15 protein-coding genes, 1 tRNA gene and 1 riboswitch are annotated in these 16,950 nt (G+C 74.6%); of the genes, 9 read left to right on the forward strand and 7 right to left on the reverse strand.

The window, feature by feature from the left end:
- Position 1: 1 nt before the first annotated feature.
- Both ACI78S_RS01815 and ACI78S_RS01820 read right to left on the reverse strand, forming a co-directional pair.
- Positions 2–1,390 carry an SLC13 family permease gene (locus tag ACI78S_RS01815; protein WP_456970485.1) on the reverse strand — a complete coding sequence of 463 codons (1,389 nt, stop codon included), beginning with the start codon at positions 1,388–1,390 and terminating at the stop codon, positions 2–4.
- A gap of 49 nt (positions 1,391–1,439) precedes the next feature.
- Positions 1,440–2,057, reverse strand: coding sequence for a 5-formyltetrahydrofolate cyclo-ligase (locus ACI78S_RS01820; protein WP_456970486.1), 618 nt, complete (start codon positions 2,055–2,057; stop codon positions 1,440–1,442).
- Between the two features lie 27 nt (positions 2,058–2,084).
- Here ACI78S_RS01820 and ACI78S_RS01825 point away from each other — a divergent pair, with 27 nt between their 5' ends.
- From ACI78S_RS01825 to ACI78S_RS01850, 6 genes are all read left to right on the forward strand, one after another.
- Positions 2,085–3,014 (forward strand): UTP--glucose-1-phosphate uridylyltransferase, encoded by a 930-nt coding sequence (locus ACI78S_RS01825; protein ID WP_456970487.1) that lies wholly within the window; start codon positions 2,085–2,087, stop codon positions 3,012–3,014.
- 30 nt (positions 3,015–3,044) lie between these two features.
- Positions 3,045–4,454, forward strand: a complete 1,410-nt coding sequence (glp, locus tag ACI78S_RS01830) for a molybdotransferase-like divisome protein Glp (protein WP_456970488.1) — start codon at positions 3,045–3,047, stop codon at positions 4,452–4,454.
- A 10-nt stretch (positions 4,455–4,464) separates the two neighbouring features.
- Positions 4,465–5,085, forward strand: coding sequence for a GNAT family N-acetyltransferase (locus ACI78S_RS01835; RefSeq protein WP_456970489.1), 621 nt, complete (start codon positions 4,465–4,467; stop codon positions 5,083–5,085).
- A gap of 156 nt (positions 5,086–5,241) precedes the next feature.
- A complete protein-coding gene (locus tag ACI78S_RS01840; protein ID WP_456970490.1) occupies positions 5,242–5,973 on the forward strand; it encodes a hypothetical protein in 732 nt (243 codons plus the stop codon).
- Between the two features lie 65 nt (positions 5,974–6,038).
- Positions 6,039–6,112, forward strand: a tRNA-Ala gene (locus ACI78S_RS01845).
- 219 nt (positions 6,113–6,331) lie between these two features.
- Positions 6,332–6,477: riboswitch (cyclic di-AMP (ydaO/yuaA leader) on the forward strand.
- Between the two features lie 11 nt (positions 6,478–6,488).
- The gene (locus ACI78S_RS01850; RefSeq protein ID WP_456970491.1) at positions 6,489–7,712 is read left to right on the forward strand and encodes a peptidoglycan DD-metalloendopeptidase family protein; all 1,224 of its coding nucleotides are present in this window, start codon (positions 6,489–6,491) and stop codon (positions 7,710–7,712) included.
- 4 nt (positions 7,713–7,716) lie between these two features.
- Here the strand turns inward: ACI78S_RS01850 and ACI78S_RS01855 are convergent, their stop codons facing one another.
- Genes ACI78S_RS01855 through ACI78S_RS01865 form a run of 3 tightly spaced genes read right to left on the reverse strand, consistent with a single transcriptional unit; the run spans position 7,717 to position 11,405 of the window.
- Positions 7,717–8,511: an enoyl-CoA hydratase/isomerase family protein gene (locus ACI78S_RS01855; protein ID WP_456970492.1), complete on the reverse strand. Its 795-nt coding sequence runs from the start codon at positions 8,509–8,511 to the stop codon at positions 7,717–7,719.
- 51 nt (positions 8,512–8,562) lie between these two features.
- Positions 8,563–9,837: an MFS transporter gene (locus ACI78S_RS01860; RefSeq protein WP_456970493.1), complete on the reverse strand. Its 1,275-nt coding sequence runs from the start codon at positions 9,835–9,837 to the stop codon at positions 8,563–8,565.
- Between the two features lie 41 nt (positions 9,838–9,878).
- On the reverse strand, positions 9,879–11,405 hold the full coding sequence (locus tag ACI78S_RS01865) for a dolichyl-phosphate-mannose--protein mannosyltransferase (protein WP_456970494.1): 1,527 nt from the start codon (positions 11,403–11,405) through the stop codon (positions 9,879–9,881).
- A 53-nt stretch (positions 11,406–11,458) separates the two neighbouring features.
- Here ACI78S_RS01865 and rsmI point away from each other — a divergent pair, with 53 nt between their 5' ends.
- A complete protein-coding gene (rsmI, locus tag ACI78S_RS01870) occupies positions 11,459–12,313 on the forward strand; it encodes a 16S rRNA (cytidine(1402)-2'-O)-methyltransferase (RefSeq protein WP_456970495.1) in 855 nt (284 codons plus the stop codon).
- Positions 12,314–12,382: 69 nt separating this feature from the next.
- Here the strand turns inward: rsmI and ACI78S_RS01875 are convergent, their stop codons facing one another.
- Positions 12,383–13,306 carry an endonuclease domain-containing protein gene (locus ACI78S_RS01875; protein ID WP_456970496.1) on the reverse strand — a complete coding sequence of 308 codons (924 nt, stop codon included), beginning with the start codon at positions 13,304–13,306 and terminating at the stop codon, positions 12,383–12,385.
- Positions 13,307–13,483: 177 nt separating this feature from the next.
- On the reverse strand, positions 13,484–14,590 hold the full coding sequence (gene corA, locus ACI78S_RS01880) for a magnesium/cobalt transporter CorA (RefSeq protein WP_456970497.1): 1,107 nt from the start codon (positions 14,588–14,590) through the stop codon (positions 13,484–13,486).
- Positions 14,591–14,701: 111 nt separating this feature from the next.
- Between corA and ACI78S_RS01885 the strand changes: the two genes are divergently transcribed.
- Positions 14,702–16,192 carry an amino acid permease gene (locus ACI78S_RS01885; protein WP_456970498.1) on the forward strand — a complete coding sequence of 497 codons (1,491 nt, stop codon included), beginning with the start codon at positions 14,702–14,704 and terminating at the stop codon, positions 16,190–16,192.
- A gap of 99 nt (positions 16,193–16,291) precedes the next feature.
- Positions 16,292–16,933 (forward strand): hypothetical protein, encoded by a 642-nt coding sequence (locus ACI78S_RS01890; RefSeq protein WP_456970499.1) that lies wholly within the window; start codon positions 16,292–16,294, stop codon positions 16,931–16,933.
- Positions 16,934–16,950 lie beyond the last annotated feature (17 nt).

The following is a 16,950-nucleotide window of genomic DNA, read 5'->3' on the forward strand; positions in this document are numbered from 1 at the left end:
TTCAGAACCAGCTGGGGACGGCGGCGAAGACCAGCCAGGCCAGCAGCGGCCCGACGGCGACGACGACCCCCGCGTAGGCCAGGATCTGCTTGTAGAAGCGGTCACGGTCGACGTCCTGAGCGTTGGCCAGGACCAGCGCGCCGTTCGTGGAGAACGGGCTCACGTCGACGATGGTCGAGGCCACGGACAGGGCGACCACCACCCCCACGGCGCCGATGCTCCCCTCCTGGAGGAACGGCACCGCGAGCGCGATGGCGACCCCGATGATCGCGGTCGACGACGCGAAGGCCGACACCACCCCTCCGATGTAGCAGAGCAGCAGCGCCACGAGCAGGGGTGCGCCGAGGCCGATCACCGCCTCGCCGACGTAGTCGATCGTGCCGGCCTCCTGCAGCACGAACACGTAGCTGAGCACGCCGGCGATGAGCAGCACGGTGGACCAGCTGATCTGGCTGACCGCGTTCTTGTGCCGGGCAGCGGCGAACATCGCCAGGACCGTGGCGACGGTGATCGAGACGAAGCCGATGTCGAGGTCGAACGCCAGCGCGAGGACGGCGACCGCGGCGAGGCCGACGAGGGTGAGCACCTGGTCGAGCGTCACCGGCTGCGGGCGGACGACCCCGTCGTCGCCTTCGGCACGGCCCTCGGCACGGCCCTCGGCGTCGTCCCCGCCCCCGGTGGACCGCCCGCCGACCGCCGGCCCCGGTTCGGCGCCGTGCCCCCGCACCGTCGTGGCCCCGGCGTGCTCCACCTCCGCGGCCGGGTCCGCGACGGCCACCTTGCGGCCCAGCAGCTGGCGGCCGCCGAACACGAGGAACAGGACGACGGCGATCGCGAGGTTGAAGAACAGGCTGCCGAGGAAGACGGCGATCGAGCTGTCGGGCAACCCCTCGCTGTCGACGATCTCGTTGACCGTGACGCCGTAGACGCTGATCGGCGAGAACCCGCCGCCCTGCGCGCCGTGGATCACCATCATGCCCATGAGCAGCGGGTTGATCCCGTGCCGGGCGGCGAAGGTGAGCGCGATCGGCGCGATGATCGCCACCGCGGCGGGGGAGAGGGCGCCGATCGCGGTGAGCAGCGCGGTGACGAAGAACATGATCCACGGGATCGCGGCGACGTGGCCGCCCACCAGCCGCACCGCCCCGCGCACCAGCAGGTCCACGGTCCCGTTGTTCTGCGCGATCGCGAACAGGTAGGTGACGCCGATGAGGGTGACCACCAGCTCGGCCGGGAACCCGCCGAGGATGTCGTCGGTGGTGAGACCGACCGACAGGGTGCCCACGAGGAAGGCCGCCACGAAGGCCAGCGCACCCATGTTGATCGGCAGGAACGTGGCGATCGCGAAGATCACCACGAGCCCGATGATGGTCACGATCTCGGGGGACACGGGCCCTCCCACGCCGCCGGGGTGAGGTCCAGACCACCTTCCCAGCGAGTCAGCCGGGCCGCTGGGTGAGCTCCTGCCACCCGCCGGACGGCGTGACCACGGCGGACACCAGCCGGTCGTGCTCCTCCGCGGGCAGCTCGTCGACCAGCTCGTCGTCGAAGACGACGGCGACGAGGACGGCGTCGGGCCGGGCGTGCACCAGCGCCCGGTCGTAGTAGCCGCCGCCACGGCCCAGCCGCACCCCCCGCCGGTCGACGGCCAGCGCGGGGACGACGACGACGTCGGCGGCGCCGATCGCGGTGGCGCCCAGCCGCGGGCCCAGCGGCTCGGGCAGCCCGTAGCGGCCGGGCGCCAGCCGGCCGGTGTCCACCGCCCACACCAGCTCCGCGCCCTCGGGGGGGACGACCGGCAGCAGCACCCGCGCCCCCAGCTGGGTGTAGGCGGCGGGCAGCCGGCCGGCGCCGGGCTCGGTGTCCTCGGGGACGAAGGCGGCCAGGGTGCGGGTGCCGGCCAGCCTGCGCAGCAGTGCCGAGGTCACCGCGGCCGCGGCGGCCGCCCGCTCCGGCGCCGGGCGGGTGCGACGGCGGGACAGGAAGCGCTCGCGCAGCGCCGCCTTGACCGCGCCTGCCCCCTCCGGGTCGGTCGCGGGGTCGTGAGGGGAAGTCACCGCCGAAGCCTAGTTAGGCTCCCCTGCATGCCGACCCCGAGTTCCCGGCCGACCCGCAAGGCGGTCATCCCCGTCGCGGGGCTGGGCACCCGCTTCCTGCCCGCCACCAAGGCCGTGCCCAAGGAGCTGCTCCCGGTCGTCGACCGCCCGGCGCTGCAGTACATCGTCGAGGAGGCCGCCCGGGCCGGCCTCGGCGAGCTGCTGATGGTGACCGGCCGGGGCAAGTCGGCCATCGAGGACTTCTTCGACCGGGTCCCCGAGCTGGAGACCGCGCTGGAGAAGAAGGGCGACGAGGCGCGGCTGTCCGCCGTCCACGAGTCGACCACCGTGGCGCAGGTGCACTTCGTCCGCCAGGGCGAGGCCCGCGGCCTCGGGCACGCGGTCCTGCAGGCCGCCGCCTTCGTCGGCGACGAGCCGTTCGCCGTCCTGCTCGGCGACGACCTGATCGACGCGCGCGACCACCTGCTCGAGCAGATGCTGGCCGTCCGCGCCGAGCACGGCGGATCGGTCGTCGCGCTGCTCGACGTGGGGCGCGAGAACATCGACAAGTACGGCGCGGTCGCCGTCGAGCCCAGCGGGCACGCCTCCGACGGCGACGAGGTGGTGCGGATCACCGGCCTGGTCGAGAAGCCACCGGTGGACGAGGCGCCGAGCAGCCTGGCGATCATCGGCCGGTACGTGCTCGCCCCGGAGGTCTTCGAGGTGCTGCGCGGCACGGCGCCCGGCCGCGGCGGCGAGATCCAGCTCACCGACGCCCTGGCCACGCTGGTCGAGCGCGGCGAGCCCGTGCACGGCGTCGTCTTCAGCGGCCGGCGGTACGACACCGGCGACAAGCTCGACTACCTCAAGGCGGTCGTCCGGCTGGCCGCCGAGCGCGACGACCTGGGCCCGCCGCTGCGGGCGTGGCTCGCCGAGTTCGTCGCCGAGCTGCCCGCCGATGGCGCGTCGCCGGCCTGAGCGCGGGCGGCAGGAGGCACCATCGGTCCCGTGGGCAGAACGGACGACAGCACGAGCGGGGGTCCCGGGACGCAGCGGGAGACGTCGCAGATGGACCTGCGGCACGGCATCGCGCTGCGCGAGCCGCTGACGCGGACGCCCGAGCAGGCCCGGGACACCACCCAGATCGAGCTCGACCGCATCCCGTCCCCCCCGCCCGCGGCTGCCGCGCCGCAGGTGCGCACGGTGGAGCACCACCTCGACGAGATCCTCGCCGCGGCGCCGCAGGTCGACCCGATCGAGCTCGCCGTGCTCGACGCGCAGGGCCTGCTCTGCGCCGAGGACGTCGTCTCCAAGCGGGCGCTGCCCGCCTTCGACCAGGCCGCCCTCGACGGCTACGCCGTCCGGGCCGAGGACGTCGCCACCGCCACCCTCGAGGCGCCCGTGCAGCTGGCCGTGGTGGGGGTGAGCACCGCCGGCACCGCCACGCCGTCGTCCATCGGGCCGGGGCTGGCGCAGCTGGTCGGCGCCGGCGCCATGCTGCCCGCCGGCGCCGACGTCGTCGTCCCGGCGGTGTGGACCGACCAGGGCGAGGTCCGGGTCGCCGTCCACGCCGCGCCGCCCGCGGGCAGCTACGTGCGCCGGGTCGGCGACGACGTCGCCCTCGGCGACTCGGCGGTCCAGGTCGGCACGCCGATCGGGCCGGCGCAGATCAGCCTGCTCGCGGCGGTCGGCCGCGACCGCGTGCTGGTGCGCCCGCGCCCGCGGATCTCGGTGCTGTCCGCCGGCCCCGAGCTGGTCGACGTCGGCGCGGACCCCGCCCCCGGGCAGGCGGTCGACGTCAACTCCTACGCCCTGGCCGCGGCCGCGCGCGACGCCGGCGCCGAGGCCTACCGCGGCGGCATCCTGCCCACCGACCGCGACCGGCTGACGGAGCGGCTGGAGAGCGCGCTGCTGCGCAGCGACCTGGTGCTGGTCTCGGGCACCTTCTCCGGTGACGGTTTCGACACGGTGCCCCAGGTGCTCGCCGAGCTCGGGCCGACGACGTTCAGCTCGGTCGCGATGCACCCCGGGCCGGTGCAGGGCTTCGGCCGGCTCGGCCGCGACTCGGTGCCGGTGATCTGCGTCCCCGGCGACCCGGTGTCGGCGCTGGTCTCCTTCGAGGTGTTCGTCCGCCCGGCGATCCGCCTCATGCTCGGCAAGCGCCAGCTGTTCCGCCGCACCGTGCAGGCGATCTCGGCCCAGCAGCTGGTCTCCCCGCTGGGCTACCGCCAGTACCTGCACGGCACGGTGATGCGGCACCCCGACGGCGGGTACGTCGTCGAGCCGGTCGGCGACGGCACCGAGGCCCAGCTGGCGCGCATGGCCCGCGCCAACTGCCTGATCGTCGTGGACGAGGACGTCACCGAGGTGGCCCCCGGCGGGCTGGTGACGGTCATGCCGCTGCTGCTCGGCGGCTGAGACCCGGATCGTGAGCGATCCCCTGCTCCACCCGGGCTGGCCGGCGGTCCTCGCCCACGGCCCCGTGGAGCTGCACCCGCTGCGCCGGCGAGACGCGGCGGAGTGGAGCCGGCTGCGGCTGGCCAACGAGCGGTGGCTGGCGCCGTGGGAGCCGTCGGCCGCGCAGCCCTGGCGCCTGCGGCACACCCCGGCCGCGTACCGGGCGATGCGCCGCGCGGTCGCCCGGCGTGCCCGGGCCGGCACCTCCCTGCCGTTCGCGGTCCGGGTGGACGGCCGGCTGGCCGGGCAGGTGACCGTCGACAACGTCGTCCGCGGGGCGATGCGCTCGGGTCACCTCGGCTACTGGATCGACCGGGCCGTCGCCGGGCGGGGCGTGGCCTCGCTGGCCGTCGCCCTCGTCTGCGACCACGCCTTCGGCCCGGTCGGGCTGCACCGGCTGCAGGCCGACATCCGTCCCGAGAACGGGCCCAGCCAGCGGCTGGTCGAGCGGCTCGGGTTCACCCGCGAGGGCCTGCTGCGCCGCTACCTCGACATCGACGGGGACTGGCGCGACCACCTCACCTACGCCCTGCTGGCCGAGGACCTGCCCGGCGGCGTGCTGGCCCGCTGGCGCGAGCGCATACCACGCTGACCCGCTGCCGGGACGGTCCTCATGTCGACACGCCGCCCCGGTCGTCACACGCGTTGCAGGATCCGCACGCGACACTCCAGCGCGCCTCCCCGTTCCGGGTGGACTTCCTGCATAACCTGCCGAGGCCGGTGACTCGTGTGACAGGTGGTGTTCTGGATGGGATCGGGGGCTCTCCTCGCCGCTCTGGTCGTGCTGTGGTTCGTCGTGCTGGTGCCGATGGTGGTCACCCGCGGCGACTCGCACGCCGACCAGGGGACGACGGCGTCGACCGGCCGGACGCTGAAGCGCCGGCGCAGCGTGGACCCCGTGGTCGCGGCCGACACCGAGCGGGTGGCCATCGACCGGGAGGCGCTGCGCACCAGCGGCGAGCTCAAGGTCGACGTGCACAAGCTGCGCCGGCGGACCCTCGGCTCCCTCGTCGTGCTGGCGGTGCTGGCGCTCGCCGGGGCGCTGCTGGTCAACCCCTGGGTGTGGCCGGCGCAGGCGCTGCTCGACCTCGCCGTCGTCGGTTACGTGCTGGTGCTGCGGCGGGTCGCCCGCCGCGAGCGGCTGGCCGCCCGCCGGGCAGCCCGCCAGGCCGCCCGGGAGGCGTTCCTCGGCTCCACCGCCCGCCCCGCGCCCGCGCGGCGGCCGGCGCCCGAGCGCCGGCCGGCCCCGGTCGCCGCGGTGGCCGGGCACCGGACGGAGGCGCAGGAGGCGCTGCCCTCCCTGCCGCACCCCAGCCTCCCGCTGGCCCCGGTGCACCCGCTGCGGCCCGGCCGGGTCGTGGCCGCCCGCACCGCGGCCCCGGCCGGCTGGCAGAACAGCGCGGTCGTGGGCCTGGACGACGACGACATCGGCTTCGCCGACATCGACGAGTACCGCCCGGCCCGGGTCGTCAACGGCTGAGGCGACGCTCCGGCGCCGCCCCGGTCGCGGCGCCGGAGTCCTCGGCCGGTACTCTGTTCGTCCGAGGGGCTGTGGCGCAGTCCGGTAGCGCACCTCGTTCGCATCGAGGGGGTCAGGGGTTCAAATCCCCTCAGCTCCACCCTTCCGCCGACGCCGTCGGGGCACCCGCCCCGGCGGCGTCGTCGCGTTCCGGGCCCGTCGCCCCCGGACGCGACCTCCTCCCGCCGCGGGGGACCGTGGTCCGGGCGAACCCGTGGGGCCTGTGGGGCGCGAGCAGCCGGTTCGTGACCTGCCCGTGATCTCGGGTAGCCTTCCCGGCGGTCCGGCCGCAGCACGCCTCGGCACCCCGTCGGGGCACCGGCCGGCCCCGCCGAACCGGCCCTCGGGTCGGACCGGGGACCCATGGATCCCCTGGGGTGAATCCTGCGCGCACGGGGGCGCGCGGGTAGGGCGTCTTCCCGCCCGAACCCGTCAGCTAACCCGGTAGGCGGCGAGGAAGAAGGAGCCCGCCGGACTTGGCGACCCCGCAGTACCCGCACCGACCTGCCCCGAACACCGAGAAGCGCCGCTCCCGGACCCAGCAGTCCGGGGTCGTGGCCGTCGCCGTGAGCCTCGCCGTCCTGCTGTCGGGCGGACCGGCGCAGGCCGCGCCCGCCGACGACGCGCGCGCCGCAGCGGCCGAGGTGGCCCGGCTGACGACGCTGGTCGCCGCCGCCGAGACGGAGCTGCAGCGGCTCACGGTCGAGGCCGAGGCCGCCTCCGACGCCAGCCTGCAGGCCCAGGCCGCGCTCACCGAGGCGCAGGCCGCCGCCGAGGCGGCCGCCGCCGAGCTCGCCGCGGCCAGCGCCGACGTGACCGAGACCCGCGACGACGTCGCCGAGCTGGGCCGGCGCAGCTACATGGGTGACTCGGCGCTCGGCTCCGCCGCGGCCTTCCTCGGCGAGGGCGGCCCCGGGGAGGTGCTCCAGCGCGCGGTCACCCTCGACCTGCTCAGCGACGAGCGCGCCGCCACCCTGGCCCGGTACGAGGCCGTCGAGGACCGGCAGGAGCAGGCCGACCGAGCCGCGCGCGAGGCCGTGGCGCAGCGGGACGCCGTGGCCCGCGACGCGGCGAGCGCCGAGCAGGAGGCGCTGGGCCGGCTGGCCGAGGCCCAGCGGTCCTACGACGAGGCGCAGGCCGAGAAGGCCGCGCACGAGGCCGACCTGCGGGAGGCCGAGATCGCGCTGCTGGCCGCCACGGGCTCCCGCGACCCGGACGCCGCCTACCAGCAGCAGCAGGAGGCCGAGGCCGAGCAGGCCGAGGCCGCCGCGCAGTCGGTCGCGGCCGCGGCCGCCGGTGGCGGTGCCGTGCCGCCGACGGTCGGGCGGGTGACCTCCTGCTACGGCGCGCGCTGGGGCTCCATGCACTACGGCGTCGACATCGCCGCCCCGATCGGCACCCCCGTGTACGCGCCGGAGGGTGGCACCGTGCTGCACGCGGGGGCCGCCAACGGCTTCGGCCAGGCCGTCTACGTCCAGCACGGCGACGGCTCGATCACCCTCTACGGCCACGTCAACCGGTTCTTCGTCAGCGCCGGGCAGGTGGTGTCGGCCGGCACCCAGATCGCCGAGGTGGGCAACAAGGGCCAGTCGACCGGGCCGCACCTGCACTTCGAGGTGCACAACGGCGGGCTCTACGCCGACCGGCAGAACCCGGTGCCGTGGCTGACCGCGCGGGGGATCTCGCTGGGCGGGTGCTGAGGCGCTAGACCGCGCCGCGGAAGTCGGGTGCCCGCTTCTCGAGGAAGGCCCGCACGCCCTCCCGGCCCTCCGGGTCGGCCGCGGACTCGGCGATCAGCCGCGCCTCCTCGTCGAGCTGCTCGTCGAGGGTGCGGACGGCGGCCTGCCGCACCAGCGAGCGGGTGCGGACCATGGCCCGCACCGGGCCCGCGGCCACGCGGTGCGCCAGGGCGATCGCCTCGGCGTGCAGGTCCTCGTCCTCGACCAGGCGGCTGACCAGGCCGAAGGTGTGCGCCTCGGCGGCGCTGAGCGCGCCGTCGGTGAGCAGCAGGTCCAGCGCCAGCGGGGCGCCGAGGGCGCGGGTCAGCGCCCACGAGGAGCCGCCGTCGGGGGAGAACCCGATGCCGAGGTAGGCGGGCCGGATCTTGACCGAGCGGCCGCAGACCACGATGTCGCAGGCCCCGATCAGGCCCACCGCGGCGCCGGCGACGGAGCCCTGCGCCCCGGCCAGGACGGGCACCGGGCAGCGCAGGAGCAGGCGGACGACCTCGTGCCAGTCGTGCGCCAGCTGCCCGACCTGGGCGCCGGGGTCCTCGGCGGCGGAGAAGTAGGAGATGTCGCCGCCGACGCTGAACCGCGGCCCGTTGGCCAGCAGCAGCACCGCCCGCGTCGGCTCCGGCCGGTCGCGCAGCGCGGCGGCGAGCTGCCGGGCCAGCGCCGGGTCGAGGGCGTTCCCCGACTCGGGGCGGTCCAGCGTGATCCGCCAGACGTCGCCGTCGACCTGAGTGAGCACCCGGGGCCGCTCGTCGGTCGAGGTCATCGCCGTCCTCCCGCCGCCTGCGCCTGCGCCGTCACCGTAGGCGAGGGTCGGTCAGGGGCGCACGGCGTGACGCTCCTCGTCGACGGCGCCCGGGGCGCCGCCGAACTCGTCGGCCACCTCCCCGGCGACGTCGTCGGGGCTGCCGTGCCCGGCCGTGGCGAGGTCGGCGTCGGCGCGGGCGAGCATCCGGTGGCCGGTGGCGAGGACGGCGACGCCGAGCGCGACGGCGACGGCCCCGACGACGAAGGGCACGTGGATGTCCCAGGCGTCGACCATCTTCCCGGCCACGAACGGGGCCAGCCCGCCGCCGATGAACCGCACGAACCCGTAGGCGGCCGACGCGACCGGCCGCTCGACCGGGGCCACCAGCATGACCGCCTGCGTGGTGAGGGTGTTGTTGATGCCGACGACGGCGCCGGAGGCGACCACGCAGGTGATCAGCGCCCAGCGGGTGTCGGTGAACAGCCCGATGAGCAGCAGCAGGACGGCGAACAGGCCGAGGGCGCCGTACAGCGAGGGCGCGGTGCCGAAGCGGGCCTGCAGCCGCGGGGCGCCGACGATCGAGAAGAACGCCACGAGCAGGCCCCAGGCGAAGAACACCCAGCCGAGCTCGACCGGGTCGAGCTCCATGGGGTAGGGCGCGTACCCGAGCATGGTGAAGAAGCCCCAGTTGTAGAGCACCGCCGTCAGGCTCATGGTCAGCAGGCCGCGGTGCCGCAGCGCCTTCAGCGGGGCGGAGAGCGGCGTCGGCCGGGCCGGCTTGGGGATGGGGTCGAGCAGGACGAGGGTGGCCAGCAGCGCGATCGCCATGAGCGCGGCGACGCCGAAGAACGGCCCGCGCCAGCTGACGTCGCCGAGCAGCCCGCCCAGCAGGGGACCGGTGGCGATGCCGAGGCCGAGCGCCGCCTCGTAGAGCACGATCGCGCCGGCGAAGCCGCCGGTCGCGCTGGCCACGATGACCGCGAGCGAGGTGGCGATGAACAGGGCGTTGCCCAGCCCCCAGCCGGCCCGGAAGCCGACGATGCCGTCGATCGAGCCGGACAGGCCGGCCAGGGCGGCGAAGACGACGATGATCGCCAGCCCGGTGAGGAGGGTGCGCTTGGGGCCGATCCGGCTGGAGACCCAACCGGTGACCAGCATCGCCACGGCGGTCACCACCAGGTAGCTGGTGAACAGCAGGCTGACCTGGCTGGGCGTCGCGTCCAGCTGGGCCGACAGGGCCGGCAGGATCGGGTCGACCAGGCCGATGCCCATGAAGCTGACGACGCAGGCGAAGGCGACGGCGAAGACGGCCTTCGGCTGCCGGAACAAGTCGGGCTGTGTCACGAGATCAGTTGTAACGCCCAACTAACCTGTCCGGCCACCCCTCAGAACCATGACGGGAACCACATCCGCTGCAGCCACTCGGCGTGCGGCAGCGGCTGCCCGGTGAGCACCGGGTAGAAGAAGACGAAGGTGGCGGCGACGACGGCCACGTACAGGCAGACGGCGCCCAGCCCCACCTGGCGCCGCCAGGGTTCGGCCTGCCGGGCGCCGAGCACGTCCTGCAGCACCAGGGTCACCGCGAGGACGAAGAACGGCACCACGGGCGCCATGTAGAAGATGAACATGGTCCGCTCGGGGTTGAGGAACCAGGTCAGCCACCCGGCGGCGATCCCCACGGCCACGGTGAGCGCGGCCGGGTCGCGGCGCGCGGCGATGCGCCAGATCAGCCACAGCAGCGCGGGCGCGAAGGCGAGCCAGAGCGTCGGCGTCCCGACCATGAGGATGTAGCGGACGATCTGGCCGCCGGACTCGTCGGTCAGCCCCTGCGGGTTCCACAGCAGGATGGGCCGGCCGTCCACCAGCCACGACCAGGGGCCCGACTCCCACGGGTGCGGGCTCGACAGGTTGTTGTGGAAGGTCCACCACTCGGTGTGCATGTGCCACAGCGAGCGCAGCGCGCCCGGGACGAACGGGAACGCCGTCTCCGGGTGCTGGTCGGCCCAGTGCCGGCCCTGGCTGGTCTCGCCGAGGAACCAGCCGGTGAAGCTCGCGACGTAGGTCAGAACCGGCACGACGGCCAGCGCCCACAGCGCCCCCGGCAGGCCGCGGCGCAGCGTCGTCCGGGTGGGGCTGCCCACGCCGGCCGACCGCCACGCCGCGCGCTCCCAGAACAGCGAGAGGACGGCGAAGAAGGCGAGGAACCAGATCCCGCTCCACTTGACCGCGCACGCGCAGCCGAACAGGAAGCCGGCGGCGATCCGCCAGCCGCGCGGGCCGAGCCGGAACCCGGTGGCCAGCGGCCCGGCGGCGCGGATGCGCTCGCGCACCCTGTCCCGGTCGACGACCAGGCAGGCGACGGCCGCGACGACGAACACCTGCAGGAAGATGTCGAGCAGGCCCGTGCGGGAGAGGACGAACGTGAAGCCGTCCAGGGCGAGCAGCAGGCCCGCGAGGACGCCGAGCAGGGTGGAGCCGGTGAGCCGGCGGGCCAGCCGGACCAGGACGACGACGGCGATCGAGCCCGCCACCGCGGAGGGGAACCGCCAGCCCAGGGAGTTGTAGCCGAACAGCCACTCGCCGGCGGCGATCAGCCACTTGCCCAGCGGCGGGTGGACGATGAACGTGTAGCCGCGGTTGTACTCGAAGCCCCAGATCAGGATCTCGCGGGCCTCGGGCGGGTAGTACGCCTCGTCGAACAGCTCGTCGCTGGGGTAGCTGATGTCCCACAGGCGGACGACGAAGCTGACCAGCCCCAGCGCGATCGCCAGCGCCCAGGACAGCCGCCTGTCGGCCGGCAGCGCGGGGTGGCCGTCGCGCAGGGGGCGGGGCACGGGCCAGCGGCGCGCGCGGGCGGGCGCCGGCTGCTCGGGGGCTGCCGCCGGCGCAGCTTCGTCCACCGGCACGGCCATGCGGGCCAGGGTAGTGAGCGGCCGCGCCGGCGCTGTCGTGACAGGCTGCGGGCGTGACGGGACGGCTGGTTCTGGGGGGCGCGCCGCTCGGGCAGCCCGGCGACGTCGGCCCCCGGCTGCGCCAGGCCATGGCGTCGGCCGACGTGCTGGCCGTGGAGGACACGCGCCGGCTGCACCGGCTGGCGGCCGACCTCGAGGTGTCGCTGTCCGGGCGGGTGGTGACCTTCCACGAGTCGGTGGAGCGCGCGCGGCTGCCCGGGCTGCTCGCCGCGCTGGCCGAGGGCGCCACCGTGCTGCTGCTCACCGACGCGGGCATGCCGTCGGTCTCCGACCCCGGCTACACGCTGGTGCGCGCGGCCATCGAGGCCGGCGTGCCCGTGACCTCGGTGCCGGGGCCCTCGGCGGTGACCACGGCGCTGGCGGTCTCGGGCCTGCCGTGCGACCGGTTCTGCTTCGAGGGCTTCCTGCCGCGCAAGGGCGGGGAGCGCCGCGCGCGCCTGGCCGGCCTGGCCGACGAGCGGCGCACGATGGTCTTCTTCGAGTCCCCGCACCGGCTGGCCGAGGCGCTGGCCGACGCCGCCGCGGCCTTCGGCGACGACCGCCCGGCCGCCGTGTGCCGGGAGCTGACCAAGACGCACGAGGAGGTCCGCCGCGGCCCGCTGGCGTCGCTGGCCGCGTGGGCCGCCCAGGGGGTGCGCGGGGAGATCACCCTCGTCGTGGCCGGGGCGGTGGCCGCGCCGGTGGAGCTGACGCCGGCCGAGCTGGCCGCCGCGGTCGCCGCCGAGGAGGCCGCGGGCACCGGTCGCAAGGACGCGATCCGCGCCGTCGCCGTCCGCACCGGCCTGCCCCGCCGCACCGTGTACGACGCCGTCGTCACGGCGAAGGGCTCCGCTCCGGGGGCGTCTTAGGCAAAGGAGGCTGTGCATGCGGTTTTGGCCTCGGATCCGTATGCATTGCCTCCTATGCCTTGAGGGCGCTCAGCCCACGCGCAGCTGCTCCATGCGGGCGCGGTAGACCTCCAGCACTTTGGCGCGCACGCCGTCCGGATCGCGGAGCACGTCGGCGTACGTGAAGCGGAGGACGACCCAGCCCAGCGCGGCCAGCTCCCGGTCCCGAGCGAGGTCCTTCTGCCGTTGCTCTGGAGAGGTGTGGTGCTGAGCGCCGTCCAGCTCCACCGCCAACTTCGCCTCCGGCCACGCCCGGTCGAGCCTGATCCGGCGGCCGGGCAGCTGGACCGTGTACTGCCCGACGCTCGGTGGCAGGGACCGGTGCCGGAACACCTTGAGGACACCGTGCGCCTCGAGCTCGCTGCGCACACCGTCGGCCAGGAGGTCGATGGTCTGCCGGAGACCCCGCCGCCCGGCGACGTTCGGTCGCTCCGCCAGTGCTTCGTCGAGCCGGCCAGCCGTGACCAGTCCGCGGTTGGCGAGATCAAGGACGAACGGTCGGCGATCGCGGGGCGGCAGCAGGGGCCAGGAGTCGATGATGGACCGCGGTAGAGCGGTGACGAGGAGGTCCTGGCGTAGCACGCACTGAGCGGACCGCGGGTCGAAGCGCAGCCGACGGTGCACCACGAGGCCGGGCGCTCCGGCTCTCTTGACGCTCTGGTCGACGGTCAGGTGCAGCGGTCGCTCCAAGGGGCGCAATCCCCACACGGCCAGCGCTGTCGTGTGGCTGAGGGCTGCTTCCGGCCCACCGTGCAGGAGCGCCGCTCGCAGCAGGGTGTGGTCGTCGTCCCTGCCGCTGCGCATCCGGTACACCCGCGGGAAGACACGGACCAGGTGACCGCGACCGATGTAGCTGTCGAGCACCTGACGCGGCAACCGTTCGAGCAGTTGCCGGCGCGTCGCCAACCCACCGCGCTCCTGCACCGCATCGCTGATCACGGCTCGCCACTCCATGCGGCCAGCGTGGCGGCTCCGGGCCGGTGCCTCGGTGTTTGCACCCGGCCGCTGTGGACAACGTCCGCCGTCCCCGTCGACGAGCTTCATGGGCATAGGAGGCAATGCATATGGGTCTGGCTCGAAAACCGTATGCATGGCCTCCTATGCCTGGGTCGGGCCGGGCACTGCGCCGGGTCAGAGCCAGCCGTTGCGCTTGAAGCCGCGGTAGAGCAGGACGCAGGCAACGACGATGACCAGCAGCACCAGCGGGTAGCCGAAGCGCCAGCGCAGCTCGGGCATGTGCTCGAAGTTCATCCCGTAGATGCCGGCGATCGCGGTGGGGACGGCGATGATGCCGGCCCACGCGGAGATCTTGCGCATGTCCTCGTTGTCCGACAGCGACGTCCGGGCCAGGGAGGCCTGCAGGATCGACGACAGCAGCTCGTCGAGGCCGGCCACCTGCTCGCGCACCCGCAGGGCGTGGTCGAGGACGTCGCGGAAGTAGGAGCGCATCGTCTCGGGGACGACGGGGATCTGCCGCTCGGCCAGCTTCTGCAGGGGGACCTCCAGCGGCGCCACCGACCGCCGCAGCTGCATGAGCTCCCGCTTGAGCTGGTAGATGCGCCCGACGTCGTCGGTGCGCTCGGGGCTGAACACCGACGCCTCGAGCTCCTCGACGTCCCCCTCGACGGCGCCGGCCACGTCGGTGAAGTTGTCGACCACCATGTCGGCGATGGCGTAGAGCACCGCCGAGGGGCCGAGGCACAGCAGGTCGCGCTGGCCCTCCAGCCGCCGCCGGAGCTCGGTGAGCCCGCCGTGGTCACCGTGCCGCACGGTGATCACGTAGTCGCCGTCGAGGAAGACCATCACCTCGCCGGTGTCGACGACCTCGCTGGTGGCGGTCAGCTCCTCGTGCTCCACGTACCGCGCGGTCTTGAGCACCATGACCAGCGCCTCGTCGTAGTTCTCGAGCTTGGGGCGCTGGTGGGCCTCGACGGCGTCCTCGACGGCGAGCGGGTGCAGCCCGTAGCGTGCCCCGATGGCGTCGAGCTCCTGCGCGGTCGGCTCGTACAGCCCCAGCCAGACGAAGCCGCCGCGCTCGCGCGCGAGCGTCAGCGCCTCCTCGGGGGAGACCTCCTCCTGGCGTCGGCCGTCGACGTAGACCGCGCAGTCGACGACGGGGCTGTCGGTGCCGCGCTGCCCCGGTGCGGGGCGGGGCGCCCCGGCCGGGCGCGGCCGCGTCGTCGGCGGCAGGCCCAGCGGCGCCGCGGGCGGCGGGCCGGGCTCTTCCGTCGTGCTCATGTGCCCTCCTCGACAGCCGTGGCGGCCGCATCAGCCTAGGTCGGCACGTCGTGGTTACCCGGGCCGCCTGGCGGGAAGTCGATCACGCACCCGTTCGAGGAGGGGGACGCCGTGAGCGCCACCGGCCGCCGGATCAAGTCCGTCGAGGAGTCCATCCGCGACACGGACGAGCCCGAACACCGTCTCAAGAAGAACCTCTCGGGCCTCGACCTCACCGTCTTCGGTGTCGGTGTGATCATCGGCACCGGCATCTTCGTGCTCACCGGCGTCGTCGCCCAGGAGCAGGCCGGCCCGGCGGTCGCCGTCTCCTTCGTGATCGCCGGCGTCGTCTGCGGGCTGGCCGCGCTCTGCTACGCCGAGTTCGCCTCCACGATCCCGGTCGCCGGCTCGGCGTACACGTTCTCCTACGCCACGTTCGGCGAGTTCCTCGCCTGGATCATCGGCTGGGACCTGGTGCTCGAGCTGGCGCTGGGCGCCGCCACCGTCGCGGTCGGCTGGTCGGGCTACCTCAACCAGCTGCTCGACGACCTCGGCATACCGCTGCCGGAGTCGATCGCCGGGGAGACGGCGTCGTTCAACATCCCGGCCATCTTCATCGTCCTGCTCATGACCGCCGTGCTGATCCTCGGCATCAAGCTCAGCTCCCGGGTCACGGCGATCATCGTGGCGATCAAGGTCGCGATCGTCCTGCTGATCATCGCGGTCGGCGTCTTCTACCTGCAGGCCGACAACTACTCGCCCTTCGTGCCGCCGGCCGAGCCGGCGGGCGAGGGGGAGGGCGGGCTGCACTCCCCGCTGATCCAGCTCCTCGGCTTCGACCAGGGCTCGTTCGGCTGGATGGGCGTCATCGCCGGGGCCTCGATCGTCTTCTTCGCCTTCATCGGCTTCGACATCGTCGCGACGGCCGCCGAGGAGACCCGCGACCCCAAGCGCGACCTGCCCCGCGGCATCCTGGGCTCGCTGGCCATCTGCACGCTGCTCTACGTCGCCGTCTCGCTGGTCGTCGTGGGCATGCAGAACTACACCGAGCTCAACCCCGACGCCCCGCTCGCGGGCGCGTTCTCCGACGTCGGCCTGCCGGTCTTCGCCAGCATCATCTCGGTCGGCGCGCTGGCCGGGCTCACCTCGGTGGTCATGATCCTGATGCTCGGCCAGTCCCGCGTGCTGTTCGCCATGAGCCGCGACCGGCTCCTCCCGCCGGCCCTGGCCAAGGTGCACCCCCGCTACGGCACGCCGTACCGGATCACGCTGATCACCGGTGCCGCCGTCGCGGTGCTGGCCGGCGTCGTGCCGCTGACGACGCTCGCCGAGCTGGTCAACATCGGCACGCTGTTCGCCTTCTTCCTCGTCTCGATCGGCGTGCTCGTGCTGCGCCGCACCCGCCCCGACCTGCCGCGGGCGTTCCGGGTGCCGTGGACGCCGGTGCTCCCCATCGCGTCGGCCCTCGCCTGCCTCTGGCTGATGTTCAACCTGCCGGCCGACACGTGGCTGCGGTTCCTGATCTGGATGGCCGTCGGCCTGATCGCGTACTTCGCCTACAGCCACCGGCACAGCCGGTTGGCCGGACGCGAGCGGGCCCGCGAGGAGGCCGGGCAGACCTGACCTCACCCGGGAGGGTGAGCCCTCCCGGGCGGGTGGTCCAGCACCGCCGCGGCGGCTCCGACGGAACCGGGGACAGCAGTCCCCGTCCGAGGAGCACCCGTGGCCACCAGCGTCGTCGACGTCCCGCGCGCAGCGGCGCCGGAGACCGCCCCGGCGGTCCACCGGGTGCCGGCGACCGTCGTCGGCGCGGCCGCGGTCGCGGTGCTGGAGGCGGTGGCGCTGCTCGCCGGGGCCCTCACCGGCCTGGACGGCGTGCTCACCTCGCCGGACCGGCCCAGCGGCGGCGTGGTCGTGCTCGTGCTGCTGGCCCTGGCCTCGTGGATCGTCGGGTGCGCCGGGGGCGCGGCCACGCTCGTCGACGGCGCCGGCCGCGGGATCCTCGCCTGGGTCGCCTACCTCGAGCTGGCGCTGGTCACTTCCCTCTTCCTCGTCGGACTGGTCACGACCGACCTGGACGCCCACCTGCCGCGGGCCCTGCCCCTGCCCGCGTTGGCCCTCCTCGCCCTCGCCGTCCCGGTGGGCAAGCTGCTGCTGGCCGGCGCCCCCACCGCGCTGGCGTGGGTCGCCGCCGGCCCGCGGCCGCGGGAGCGCCGTCCCGACCCGGTGGCCACCCACCGGGGGCTGTGCGTGGCGACCCTCGCGGTGATCGGCGTGGTGCTCGGCGCCGTCGCGCTGCTCGGCCCCGCCACGGGCGGCTCCGACGCCGGCGCGCCCGGCGGCACCGTCTCCAGCACCCGCTGACCGGAAGTCGGTCGACG

It is taken from the genome of Geodermatophilus sp. SYSU D00815 (assembly GCF_054050035.1).

Coding starts and splice junctions, on each gene's coding strand:
- ACI78S_RS01855 (WP_456970492.1), bottom strand. CDS start 8,511: ATGACCTCGACCGACGAGCGGCCCCGGGTGCTCACTCAGGTCGACGGC.
- corA (WP_456970497.1), bottom strand. CDS start 14,590: ATGAGCACGACGGAAGAGCCCGGCCCGCCGCCCGCGGCGCCGCTGGGC.
- ACI78S_RS01875 (WP_456970496.1), bottom strand. CDS start 13,306: ATGGAGTGGCGAGCCGTGATCAGCGATGCGGTGCAGGAGCGCGGTGGG.
- ACI78S_RS01825 (WP_456970487.1), top strand. CDS start 2,085: ATGCCGACCCCGAGTTCCCGGCCGACCCGCAAGGCGGTCATCCCCGTC.
- ACI78S_RS01840 (WP_456970490.1), top strand. CDS start 5,242: ATGGGATCGGGGGCTCTCCTCGCCGCTCTGGTCGTGCTGTGGTTCGTC.
- ACI78S_RS01865 (WP_456970494.1), bottom strand. CDS start 11,405: ATGGCCGTGCCGGTGGACGAAGCTGCGCCGGCGGCAGCCCCCGAGCAG.